Source organism: Agrobacterium sp. 22-223-1 (genome assembly GCF_053522385.1).
Genome location: NZ_JBNWCN010000004.1, coordinates 116,565 through 129,142, shown reverse-complemented (window position 1 = coordinate 129,142; position 12,578 = coordinate 116,565). Strand labels below are relative to the sequence as shown.

Annotated in this window: 6 protein-coding genes; 2 read left to right on the top strand and 4 right to left on the bottom strand. The window is 59.3% G+C overall.

Going from position 1 to position 12,578, the window contains the following annotated elements:
- Positions 1-367 precede the first annotated feature (367 nt).
- Positions 368-4,174 (top strand): autotransporter domain-containing protein, encoded by a 3,807-nt coding sequence (locus ACQZ60_RS18130; RefSeq protein WP_448735819.1) that lies wholly within the window; start codon positions 368-370, stop codon positions 4,172-4,174.
- Positions 4,174-4,734 carry an invasion associated locus B family protein gene (locus tag ACQZ60_RS18125; protein WP_020810533.1) on the top strand — a complete coding sequence of 187 codons (561 nt, stop codon included), beginning with the start codon at positions 4,174-4,176 and terminating at the stop codon, positions 4,732-4,734. Before ACQZ60_RS18130 ends, ACQZ60_RS18125 begins: the two co-directional genes overlap by 1 nt.
- Here the strand turns inward: ACQZ60_RS18125 and ACQZ60_RS18120 are convergent.
- The 4 genes from ACQZ60_RS18120 to ACQZ60_RS18105 all read right to left on the bottom strand — a co-directional run bounded on the left by ACQZ60_RS18120 (position 4,731) and on the right by ACQZ60_RS18105 (position 12,170).
- On the bottom strand, positions 4,731-7,871 hold the full coding sequence (locus tag ACQZ60_RS18120) for an efflux RND transporter permease subunit (RefSeq protein WP_020810534.1): 3,141 nt from the start codon (positions 7,869-7,871) through the stop codon (positions 4,731-4,733). The genes ACQZ60_RS18125 and ACQZ60_RS18120 overlap by 4 nt on opposite strands.
- Complete coding sequence (locus ACQZ60_RS18115; RefSeq protein ID WP_448735818.1) at positions 7,868-9,145, bottom strand: efflux RND transporter periplasmic adaptor subunit; 1,278 nt, start codon at positions 9,143-9,145, stop codon at positions 7,868-7,870. The genes ACQZ60_RS18120 and ACQZ60_RS18115 overlap by 4 nt, the downstream gene beginning before the upstream one ends.
- 289 nt (positions 9,146-9,434) lie before the next feature.
- Positions 9,435-10,631, bottom strand: a complete 1,197-nt coding sequence (locus ACQZ60_RS18110; RefSeq protein WP_003519875.1) for a polysaccharide biosynthesis/export family protein — start codon at positions 10,629-10,631, stop codon at positions 9,435-9,437.
- 414 nt (positions 10,632-11,045) lie between these two features.
- Positions 11,046-12,170, bottom strand: coding sequence for a glycosyltransferase family 4 protein (locus ACQZ60_RS18105; protein ID WP_003519874.1), 1,125 nt, complete (start codon positions 12,168-12,170; stop codon positions 11,046-11,048).
- Between the last annotated feature and the right edge of the window lie 408 nt (positions 12,171-12,578).

The window sequence follows — 12,578 nt, the reverse complement described above, 5'->3', positions numbered from 1 at the left end:
TCGAGAGAGGGCGGAGCGAAGCGCCGGTATGGGAGGTTGGATGTCCGGTTGTTTCTACCGTGAAACGGGGAAGCCGCGAAAGACTGGCTTAAGGGCGATAGTTTCGCCCGGGCGTTCCCGGCAGACACCGGCGAGCTTCCTCATTTTGTTGTTTTCCGTTGCAATCGCTCACCCTGCCTTAGCCGAGACGATAGTCTGGCAGGGCTCCGCGACAGACGACTGGTTTTCCACTTCCAATTGGCCTTCTTACCTATGGGTGCCCGGGCCGGATGATGCGGCCATGATCAATGGTGATGGGCCGACGATCGCCGACGGCAAAGAGGCCAAAGCCTACCATTTGTTTGTAGGAATCACAGCTGATGGCACCATGTCGGTCGAAGGTGGCCTGTCGACAGCCTATACCCGTCTCGGAAATTCCTTTGGCGTCTCCGGCACCCTGAATTTTTCTGGAGGAACATGGTCGAACGACCGCGATGTGCTGGTGGGTGAAAGCGGTCTCGGCGAACTCCGCCTCATTGGAGGCAGTCAGGCGGTTTCCGGCGGAAATATCTATGTTGGCGAGAGCCAGGCGGGACAGGGCACTTTCGTGCTGGACGATTCATCCAGTTTTGAGAATTCCGGCACGGTTTTCGTGGGCTACGGCGGTGGCGTCAATCTGCTGGAGGTACTGGGCGCAAGCCGTCTGGAAACCGGCGGGCTGGTCGTGGCCAACGGGGACGGCATGCTCGGAACAGTATCCGTGGAGGGACAGGGCAGCAGCCTGACCGTTTCCGACGGAATGGTTGTCGGCGGTGGCGGTACTGGAGTTTTCACCATTGCTGGCGGTGGGGTGGTTGCGAGCCGGGGCACGACCGTGATTGGCGATTTGGAGTCGTCGGATTCGAGTGCGCTCACAATAAATGGCGCAGGTTCTCTGCTGGAAACAGAAGGTACTCTGGTCGTCGGTAATTTGGGTGCCGCCACCATGTCGGTCGGCACGGCGGCGACCGTTGACAGCGGAACCGTAGTTATCGGCCGCCATTCGGTAGGTATTGTTACTATAAAAGGTGGCGGCACCAAATGGATGACAGGCGGCTTGCTGATCGGTGGCGATGCTTCTGATCCCATCGGAAATGCCGGGAGTGGCAGGCTTACCGTCGAGACGGGCGGTACGGTGGAAAGCGTCTCCGGGCGCCTCGGCATTGTTGCCGGCTCTACGGGTCACGTGACTGTGGACGGCGGCGGTTCTGCCTGGACGGCTGGAAGCGGCGGCCTTGGCGTGGGCGTTGACGGCGCCGGCGAGCTGGCCATAACCGGTGGGGGGATCGTCGGTTCCGCCCGCACCGTTCTTGCTGCAAACGCTGGCAGCACCGGCTCCGCCGCTGTTTCCGGTTCCGGAACCACCCTGCGTAATGACGGCGACCTCTATGTGGGCGGCGCCGGCGAGGCGTCCCTGCATGTCTGGGCGGGCGGCACTGTCACCAGCGATAATGGATATGTCGCGACGCTCGCCGGTTCGAAGTCCTCCGTGATCGTCTCTGGCGGCGGATCGAGCTGGACGCTGGCCAGGGCCCTGTTCGTCGGCGATCAGCGAGGTGCGGAAGGAGAGGTTGCGGTCACTACTGGCGGTGATATTCGGGCAGGCGAGGTCAAGCTGGGCTATTTTGCTGGCTCTTCCGGCACGATGACAATAGACGGGGCCGACTCGAGTGTAACCGTGCGGGTCGACAATAATCTTGCCTATTCCGGCTATATGGATATCGGATACGGTGGTTTCGGCAGGGCTATAGTGTCCGATGGCGGTTCGCTCGATGCCTATCGGCTTTTATTGGGCACGAGGGCGGGTTCGAGCGGGATATTGCGGGTGAGCGGCGTAGGATCGCGCGTCGAAACCGAGAATGCCCTTACTATAGGCCACGCCGGCAGCGGTGCGGTGGAGGTGACGGGCGGTGCTTCGCTTGCTGCGACAATCCTCATCATTGCATCCGAAGCGGGATCGACCGGTGTGCTGAATATTGGCGCCGCTGCCGGGCAGACGGAACGTTCCGCCGGGGAAGTCGAGGCGGAGGCGATCGTGTTCGGTGCCGGCAACGGCCGCATCGTGTTCAACCATTCCGAGACGAATTATACCTTGTCGGCCGATATTTTCGGCGCAGGCCATGTCGATGCGGAAAACGGCGTGACGACGCTCAGCGGCCAGAACACCTATTCCGGTGGTACCAGTGTCTCTGCCGGAACGCTGAAGGGAAGCGCCACGAGTTTCGGTTCGGGCAGGATCGCCAACGATGCGCAGCTTGTCGTGGATGGGGCGGGTACGCTTTCGAATGTCATCAGCGGTTCCGGCGCCATTGAGAAGACGGGCAGCGGCAATCTGGTTCTTACCGGTAACAACAGCTATTCCGGCGGCACCACGATTGCGGCCGGCACATTGACGGGAGGGGCGACAGGCTTCGGTTCGGGAGAAATCATCAATAATTCGCAACTTGTCGTGGAAGGTGCGGGAATTTTTTCGAATGCCGTCAGCGGCACCGGCGCTTTTGAGAAGACGGGCGATGGCAATCTGGTTCTTAGCGGCGACAGCACATATACTGGCATTACCGAGGTTTCGTCCGGCAAGCTCAGCGTCAACGGCTCGCTTGTCAGCACCGTTTTCGTAGATGACGGGGCGACGCTTGGCGGTTCCGGCACCATTGGCGGCCTGACCGTTGCTTCCGGCGGCACGCTTTCGCCTGGCAATTCCATCGGCACGCTCACCTCCACCGGCGATGTGACATTCGCCAGCGGCTCGGTCTATTCGGTCGAAATCGATGCGTCCGGCAATTCCGACAGGCTCGATGTCAATGGCACGATCACCATCGGCAACAATGTCAATCTCGTCGTCACGACGCTTTCGAGCCATTCGGCCTATAGTCTCCGCACAAGATACACCATCTTGACGGCGACCGGCGGCGTTACCGGCGTTTTTTCCAGCATAGATGAAAATTTCGCCTATTTGATCGCAAGCGTAACGAAGAGCACCGATAGCGGTACCGCCTATCTCTCCTTCACCCGGACATCGCTTGAGGCAGGGCTCCTTGCCTCCGCGACGTCGACGGAAAATGCGGGCGCGGCGAATGCTGTCGAGGCGCTGGGGGAGGCTGCACCGCTTTATCAAGCAGCCGTGTTTCTTCAGCAGGGAGAAGCCCAATCCGCCTTCTCGCAGCTTGCGGGCGCGCTCCAGCCTTCGCTTGCAATGGCGTTGATAAGCCGTAGCCAGCTGACGCGCGACGTTATTCTCGACAGGATGCGCAGCGCCTTTAACGGTATCGATGCGCGACCGATCCTGCCCATTGCCGGTTCAGGCGGAAAGCAACCAGAGAATATCGGCGAAGACCACCTCACTTTCTGGTCCAGTGGTTTTGGCTCGCGCAGTCGTCTCGGTGGCGATGGTCATGGTTTTTCTGTCGAGACCAATGGTGGCGGCGTTCTTTTCGGTGTCGATGGAGATTGGGACAACGGCTGGCGCACGGGTCTGGCCGCCGGTTACGGTCGCGACACCGTCAGCCAGATCGACCTCGCCGCGTCGGCGAATGTGGACAGCTATTATCTCGCCGCCTATGCGGGCACGGCGATTGGACCCACTTCCCTGAACTTCGGCGCAATTCACGCCTTTCAGAATGTGGAAACCCAACGGGCGATTTCGTTTTCGACACTGAAGGGGGAACTCGCTGCCGGTTACGATGCCTCCACCACGCAGGCCTTTGCTGAAGCGGCCTGGCGTTTCGATTTCGACCCGACCCATGTCGAGCCCTATGCCAATATCAGCTACGTGAACACCCATACGGATGCTTTTCAGGAGATTGGCGGCATTGCCGCCGTTTCGTCCGGCCCGGCAAACCACGGCCAGCTCTATACCACGCTCGGCGCGCGCATCAGTCGCGATTTCGCCGTTGAGGGTGGGCTTGGGCGGGCGATGTTCGACGTGGCGTGGCGACATGGCTATGGCGATAGGGCTCTGGAGAGCAGATTATTTTATGATGGCGGCAGCGGCTTTTCCGTCGCAAGTGCTGCGACGGCGCGTAATGTGGCATTGCTGAATGTCGGCCTGAGCTATGATCTCAATCCCTTCGCCACTTTGACATTCCATTATGGTGCAGTTTTCGGAGCGGGGGTGGTGGAGCAATCCGCCTTTGCCGAGCTGGGAGTTCGTTTCTGATGACGTGCACTCTAAACCGGCTCTGGAAAGCATTCCTGCTTATTTTCGCCGTCACCGGTGGGGCGAATGGTTCGCCTGCGCAGGAGGCTGCGAAGACGGTTGCGCCCTTGCATGAGGTTTATGGCAGCTGGCAGGTCGCCTGTGCAGCGCTTGCGAAAACAGGGGATGCCGTTGCAGCCGTAAAACCGCTCTGCGCCATCGCCCAGATACAGCTCGAGGAAAAAACGCGCAAGCTGGCCATGTCCGCCGAATTCCGGCTGGACGATGCGGCAAGGCCGGACAGGCTTTCCGGCGTATTGGTGATGCCTTTCGGTCTGGCTGTCACGAAGCTTTTTTCGGTGAAATCCGGAAATATCCGGCTGCAGGAAGTGCAGGTCAGCACCTGTCTGCCGGTGGGTTGCATTGTTTCCTTCACGCCATTCGTGGAACTCGCGTCGGCCTTGAAGGCGGAGCAGACCTTGACGATTGAGGCCCCTGATCTCGAGGGGCGCATCATTTCGTTCCAGTTGCAGGGCAAGGGATTTGCCGAGGCGCTGAAGCGCCTCGAAAATCTGCGTTAAGCGGCAACGGAGTCCGGTTCGCCGGTCCCTTCCGGCTTTTGCGGCTCGGCGTGTTTTTCCGCCTTTTTCCGGCGGGAAAACAGCCCGGTGAGGAAATGGCCGAACCGGTCCATTTCCACGAAGATGACAGGCGTGATGAACAGCGTCAGCAATTGCGAGACGATGAGGCCGCCGACCACGGCGATGCCGAGCGGCTGGCGCAGTTCCGAACTCGCGCCCGAGCCGAGCGCGATGGGAAGCGCCCCAAGCAGCGCGCAGAAGGTCGTCATCATGATCGGCCGGAACCGGCGCACGCAGGCCTCGTGAATGGCGGTTGCGGGCGGTTCGGCCTTTTCCCGCATCAGTTCCACCGCGACATCGATCATCATGATCGCGTTTTTCTTGACGATGCCGATCAGCATCAGCAGGCCGATCAGCGCGATGATCGAGAAATCCATGCCCATCACCTTCAGCGCCACCAGTGCGCCGAAGGCCGCCGCCGGCAGGCCGGAGAGGATAGTCAGCGGGTGGATGAAGCTCTCGTAAAGCACGCCGAGAACCACATAGATGGTCAGCACCGCCGCCAGAATGAGGATGCCGGTATTGCCCTGGCTCTGCTGGAAGATCGCCGCCGTGCCGCCATAACTGGTGAAGACATCCTGCGGCAGGCCTATCGTGCTCTTGATCTGATCGATCCGGCTTGTGGCATCGGAAAGCGCCACGCCATCCGGCAGGTTGAAGGAGATGGTGGTGGAGACGAGCTGGCCCGTCTGGTTGATGGTGACAGGCGCCTGTGTGCGGGTGAGCGTGGCGAAGTTTGAAAGCGGAACCAGAACGCCCGATTTCGCCGAAAGAATGTTGATATCGCTGAGGAAATCATCATTCCACGGTTTCGAGCTGTCGAATTCCACAATCACGTCGTAGCTGTCGCCGGTGGACTGGATCTGTGCCGCCGTATAACCGCCAAAGGACATTTCCAGCGTCTTGCGCAACTGGTCATTGGTGATGCCGAAGGCGGCGGCCTTTTCCGGATCGACGGAAATCGTCGCGGCGATCGCGCCGTTCTGGGCATCTGACGTGACGGAGGTGAAGGTGTGGTCGCGGCGCATCGCTTCCATCAGCTTGTTCGACCATTCATTGGTCGTGTCGGCATTCAGGCCCTGAACGACGAGCTGGTATTGGCTGGCGGAGCTGCGCCCGCCGAAACGCAGGCTCTGCTGCGGATTGATATAGGTGCGGATGCCCGCCACTTTCGATGTGGCCTGCCCCAGTTCCGTCAGCACCTGGCTCAGCGGCGCGCGCTCTTCCTTGGGCTTCAGCTCCACGAACATCGAGCCGTTGTTCAGCGGATTGCGTGAATTGCCGCCGACAATGGAGGTGACGTGCACCACGGCCGGATTCTTGCGGATCTGATCGGCGACCTGAGCCTGGAGATCGCGCATCGCCGTATAGGAAATATCCTCACGCGCCTGTGTCGAAACCGAAAGACGACCAATATCTTCCTGGGGAAAGAAGCTGGAGGGCAGGGTTTCGAAGAGATAGAGCGATGCCGCGACCGAAGCAAGAAACGATGCCAAAACGATGCGGCGATGGGTGAGGCACCAGCCGACGGCGCGGCCATAGGCGCGTAGCGTCCGTTCGAAACCCGCATCGAACCAGCGGATGATCGCCGGTGGTCTGGAGGAGTGGCCGGAGAGGCGCGAAGCGAGCATCGGCGTCACCGTCAGCGAGACCAGTGCCGAGGCCATGATCGCGAGCGTGACGACCATGCCGAATTCGTTGAAGAGTCTGCCGATGACGCCGCCCATCAACAGGATGGGAATGAAGACCGCAACCAGCGAGACGGACATGGAGAGAATGGTGCTGCTGACTTCCGCCGCGCCCTGAAGGGCCGCTTCGCGCATGGGCAGGCCTTTTTCATGCAGGCGCAGGATGTTTTCCAGCATGACGATGGCGTCGTCCACCACCAGCCCCACCGAAAGTGTCAGGCCGAGCAGCGAGATATTGTCGATGCTGTAGCCCAGAACATACATCATGCCGAAGGCGGTGATGAGAGACAGAGGCACGGCAAGGCCCGGAATGATGGTCGCCGTCAGGTGCCCGGTGAAGAGATAGATAACCGCAACCACCAGTCCGATGGTAAGAAACAGCGTGAACTGAACGTCCGAAATCGCGTCCTTGATGGCGGTCGAGGCGTCATTCATGACGTTGATATTGACCGAAGGCGGCAACTGCTGGTGAAGCGCCGGCAGCTTGGCCTTGATGGCGTCCACTACATCGACCGTATTGGCGTCCGGCTGGCGCTGCACGGCAAGAACGATGGCCTGTTCGCCGTCGAACCAGCTGCCGGCATTGGTGTTGTCGATGCTGTCGGTGACATTGGCGATATCGCCGAGATGGATCGGCGCGCCATTATTCGTCGAGACGACCAGCGAGCGGAAGGCGGCCGCATTGGTGCGCTGGGTATCGGCCTCGATCGTCAGGCGCTGATTGTCGTTCTGCAACGCCCCGACGGGCACCTGATTATTCGCCTGGGCGATGGCGGTGGTGACGGTGTCGACGCCGAGCCCTCTTGCCTGAAGCTGGGCCGGATCGAGGCCGATACGCACGGCATAGGTCTGCGCGCCATAGATGCTCACCTGCGCGACGCCCGATATGGTGGAAAGAAGCGGCGAGATGATGTTCTCGGCGATTTCGTCCACCTTGCTGGTCGGCATCTCCTTGCTATTGACGGCCAGCAGCAGCACCGGCGCATCGGCCGGATTGGTCTTGCGATAGCTCGGCGTCGTCGTCATGTTGCTCGGCAATTGCCGCTGCGCGCGGGAAATCGCGGCCTGCACATCGGCTGCCGCTGCATCGATATCGCGGTTGAGATCGAACTGCAGCACGATCGAGCTGTTGCCGAGCGTATTGGTGGCGCTGATTTCGCTGACGCCGGGAATGGTCTCGAACTGCTTGACCAGCGGTGTGGTGACCGATGTGGCCATGGTTTGTGGCGAAGCGCCGGAAAGCGACGAGGAAACGTTGATCGTCGGGAAATCCACCTTCGGCAGGGCGGCGACGGGCAGCAGGCGGAAGCCGGCAAGCCCGGCCAGCACCAGGCCGATGGCGAGAAGCGTAGTGGCGACGGGCCGGTTGATGCAGAAATTCGGGATCATTGGTCGCCAACCTTTTCCTGCGGAATATTGGCGGCCAGATTGCCGGCCGCGCCGCCCTTGTCGGAAAATTGCTCGACCACGAACTGGCCGTCGGCAAGTTCGGATTGACCCTCGATAATCACATGCTCGCCACCATTGAGGCCGCTTGCGATGGCGGTAAGATCGCCATTCGAGCGGGCGACTTCCACCGGCGTCATATGGGCATGATGCTCGCTATCGACGGTATAGACGAAATTGCCCTTCGGCCCCGGCCGCACGGCGACCGTCGGCACAACGATCATTTCATCGTCCGAAACGAAGTGCGCGGTGACATTGACGGACTGGCCGGGCCATAAAAGACCGCGATCGTTCTTGAATTCCGCCTTGGCCAGCACCGTACCGGAGGTCTGATCCACCGTATTGTCGTAGAACCGCAGTACGCCGCTCATCGGTTCGCCCCCCGTCGCCGCGGGGTCGACATCGACTGCGGTATCCTTCGCCACGCCTTCGCGCAATTGCGGTAGATAGCGCTGTGAGAGCCGGAAACTGACCGAAATCGGATCGTATTTGGTGATCGTCACGATATTGACGCCGGCGCTGAGATAGGCGCCGGGGCTGACGCTGATATCACCGAGCCGCCCATCGAAAGGGGCACGGATTTCCATGTGCTCGAGCGTCACCTGGTCGGAGGCAAGCGTTGCCTTGTCGGCATCGATCTTGGCGCTGGCGCTATCCCGCGCCGCCCTTGCCTGATCCAGCACCTGCTGGGATTCCGCGCTCTGCTTGACGAGGTTGGCGGCGCGCTGGAAGGCGGCCTCCGTCTGCTCCAGCGTTGCCTGATCGGCGGCGATATTGGCCTTGTCCTTGTCGACAGCGGCGCGGGCGATGCGGTCATCCATCTTGAGGATAAGGTCGCCCGCCTTGATATGCTGACCGTCCTTCGCCTCGATTTCCATGACAAGGCCGGCCTGAAGCGGCGCGATATTGGTGATGTCGGCCGCAACCGCCCAGCCCGTCGCCGTTGCATCCATCGGCAGCGTCGCCTTGCCGACGGCGATGGTGCTGACGGTGGGTGGCCCGCCATTGCGCCGTCCTCCGCCCTGTCTTTGTCCCTGCTGCCGGGCTGGTTGGCCGCTTTGGGAGGACTTCGCCGCCGTTTCGGCGTCGGCCCTGGGGGACACGCTGGCAAATTGCTTGAGATAGGGGACTTGATCGAGCGGCAGGCGATCCTTGAAATACCAGGCACCGGCGGCTGCGATGGCAAGAACGCTGAGAGCGGTCCAGAAACGTTTCATCTGACGATTCCGCGTAATGAGAGCGATACATGTTTCCCGAACATGTGCGGTAAGCCTTGGGAGCAGCTTTCCCCCACAAGACACCCAATGCGCTGCGAAATCACCTTAAACTTTTGTAATGGCGGCGACAATGACCGTCGCTATATGCCCTGTCTTTTGGGGAACTGACGTTTTCGGTTCCTGCCCCATGCAATGCTTGACCATGTTCCCTTTCGCCACTGGTTCCGGCCAAAGAAAAAGCCGCCTCGTTTCCGGGGCGGCTCTGGCATGGATGGTGAAAAGCCTCCGATTAGAAGGCCCGGATGGCGTTGCGGGTCGCAAGCACGTCCTCGGCGACATTGCCCGTCGTTGCCGGTACGGAGCCGACGAGATCCAGGAACTTGTAAAGTTCGGTGGCCTGCGAGTTGGTGACATAGATGATGTCGCGATCCTGCATCGGGAACTTCGTGGCGGCGAAGAAGGTCGACGGATCGCGCAGATTGGCGCGGAAGATGACCGGAACGTCCTGTCCGGGGAACTTCGACGTATTGATGCCGAGCTTCACGAGAAGATCGCGCTTGACGATACGATAGACATAGACCTGAGCCGGGTCAGCACGGGAATCGAGCAGTCCGCCCGCTTTGCCGAGTGCATCCGAAAGCTTGAGATCGGCATCCTCGAACTCGAAACGTCCGTTGAGGCCCGAAGCGCCGAAGGCAAGGTAGGTGCGGCGTTCACGTTCCACCATGATCGTGTCGCCCGGAACCACATAGATATTTTCGGACGGCGTGCTGACGAGGTGGTTGTAATTGACGCGGGCGGTCTTGCCGCGGCGGATCAGCGTGACATAGGATTCGATATTCGGGGCGCTGAGGCCCTTTGCATAGGAGATGACGTCGAGAACCCGATCGCCCGCTTCCGAAAGCTGAACTTTCGTCGGTTCCTTGACGTCGCCCAGCACGGAGGCCTGTGCGGAGCGGCTGGAAATCTTGGTGATGAGAACCTGCGGCTCGATGGCGCGGTTGGCGAGCCGTTCCTCGATTTCGCTCTGCACATCCTCGACATTGCGGCCGGTGGCGCGAATCTTGCCCGCATAGGGAACGCTGATATTGCCTTCCCGGTCCACGGTCTGGTTCGGCAGGCTGATGAAGTTGCCGGGACGGCTGCCCGCGTCGTTCGGAATGAAGAGGCCGCCGGCCTGGCTTTCAAAGATCGCGACCTGCACCACGTCGCCGACGCCCATCGGCAGCGCCGGAACGCCGCCCTTGCCGCCGCCGAAACTGCCGAGCAGGGTGGTGGTTGTGGTGTCGCCGACGTAGTTGAGGACGGAGCTGTTGATGTCGAGCAGCGCGTAGTCGACACCGGCGGTTTTCTGCTTGTCCTTGGAGGCGAATTTCACAGAAGCGTTAGATTCGATCGAGGCTGCATCGGGGCCGGAGGCCGCAGTAACCGTGCAACCCGCCAGTGCTGCAGAGGCAAGCAGAATCGAAACATTCAATAAACGCATTTGGTCCTCGAAATGAATGTCGTCCGAAAAGCAGAAATAATCCGGACATCGTATAAGTTTTTAAAAATAAGCACTTCATAAATGACACCGGTAAAGGAAATCCAAACCGGCATTACATCCGTTCAGCGGAATCGCATCCCAGGATGTTTACGTCTCCTATCAGGCATATGCCCAATTTCAGACGATGCTTCAAGTTCATCATCGCTCAACTGCGCCGAAAAATTCCGGGCGAGGCACGATGTTCGAATCCCCTGATGGTGTCAGTATTGTTGCGCTTCAATATTCAGTCGGATGCCATAATCTCTTTGATTGCTGCATTGCGCTAGTGCAGTTTTGTCACGCTTGCGCGGTTTCTTTTGCTGTTGACTGACGTGAAGACTAATTAATTGTTTTGTAAATGTTTTTATGTGCCTGTCATGCCCGCTCAGCCAGTGCGAAATTCACGGTATCCGCGAATTCCCGCAGGAAACGCTCGCGTGAGAAGCGGGCGGCATTGTTGATGCAGGCGTTCTTGTCGAAGCGGTCGGAATTGTCGACGAACTCCTGTACGGCGGCGCAGATCGCCTCCGGTGTCTGCTCACCGAAATAAAGGCCGGTCGGATGGTTGGAGGCGCCGAGCGGAACGACGGTTTCCAGCACGCCGCCCTTGCCATAGGCGATGACCGGTGTGCCGAGCGCCTGGGATTCGACCGGCACGATGCCGAAATCGTCTTCTGCCGCAAAGACGAAGGCCTTGGCCTCGGCCATGTATTTGTGAAGCTCGTCATTGCCGACGAAACCTAGAATTTCGACATTCGGCGTGGCGATTTCGCGGATGCGTTTCATGTCCGGCCCGTCGCCGATGACGACCAGCCGTTTGTCGGGCATCTTTGCAAAGGCTTCCACGATCAGGTGCACCTTCTTGTAGGGCACCAGCCGCGATGCTGTGACGAAATAGTCACCCTTAAGCTCGGACGGGGAAAGATGGGAGGTGTCCACCGGCGGATAGATCACGGTGGAATCGCGGCCATAACACTTGCGCACCCGGTTACGGATGAATTTGGAGTTGACCGTCATCAGGTCGACACCGTTGGCGGTGCGGATGTCCCACATGCGGATATAGTGCAGAATGGCGCGCGCGATCCATGAGGTGAAGCCGCGCGTCAGTCTGGTTTCCTTGAGATACTGGTGCTGGAGGTCCCAGGCGTAGCGGATGGGGCTATGGATATAGGAGACGTGAAACTGGCCCGGGCCGGTGATGACGCCCTTGGCAACCGCATAGCTCGAGGAAATCACCAGATCGTAGCCGCTCAGATCGAACTGTTCGATGGCGAGCGGCATCAGCGGCAGATAGGAGCGGTATTTTTTCCGGGCGAAAGGCAGCTTCTGGATGAAGGAAGTGTTGACGGGACGGCCGCCGAGAAACCCCCGGTCGCGCTCGCTCATGAAATCGACAAGGCAGTACAGATCCGCGTGAGGGTAAATTTCAAGAAGGTTGTGAAGCACTTTTTCGGCCCCGCCTCTGTCGGTGAGCCAGTCATGCACGATTGCCGTCTTCATAATTTCCTCAATAATTTCAACGTAATAAAAATTAATGTTCCGCCATGGAATAAAGTTTGGCGGTGTAGAATATCAGGTCTGTCTGCAGCCCTTGAAAATACGGCTGGCGGCGTCAAATAGCGTAACGATTAATAAGAATATGCCGGTATGTCTGTGGTGGCCTAGCGTTAGTCCGCTCTTTAATAGCACTTTGTTCGCAAATGCGAAATATCCAACCTTCTTAATTCCCTTTCTTCCTTTGCAGTCAAACGCCGGTCGTCATTCCCTCTCTCCCAGCCGGAAGAGATGGTTATCACGGCACGCCGTATTTTTGGCGAAACTCCCGTTTTTTCATCGCCTTAAACGATGCCGCCTTCTTTCGCAAATACCTGTCCTGCGTTTCGCCGATCATGGAAACCCATCATCGTG

Excerpts from the sequence above, each read along its gene's own strand:
- ACQZ60_RS18105 (WP_003519874.1), bottom strand. The coding sequence starts at position 12,170 with ATGAAGACGGCAATCGTGCATGACTGGCTCACCGACAGAGGCGGGGCC.
- ACQZ60_RS18120 (WP_020810534.1), bottom strand. The coding sequence starts at position 7,871 with ATGATCCCGAATTTCTGCATCAACCGGCCCGTCGCCACTACGCTTCTC.
- ACQZ60_RS18125 (WP_020810533.1), top strand. The coding sequence starts at position 4,174 with ATGACGTGCACTCTAAACCGGCTCTGGAAAGCATTCCTGCTTATTTTC.
- ACQZ60_RS18115 (WP_448735818.1), bottom strand. The coding sequence starts at position 9,145 with ATGAAACGTTTCTGGACCGCTCTCAGCGTTCTTGCCATCGCAGCCGCC.
- ACQZ60_RS18110 (WP_003519875.1), bottom strand. The coding sequence starts at position 10,631 with ATGCGTTTATTGAATGTTTCGATTCTGCTTGCCTCTGCAGCACTGGCG.
- ACQZ60_RS18130 (WP_448735819.1), top strand. The coding sequence starts at position 368 with ATGTCGGTCGAAGGTGGCCTGTCGACAGCCTATACCCGTCTCGGAAAT.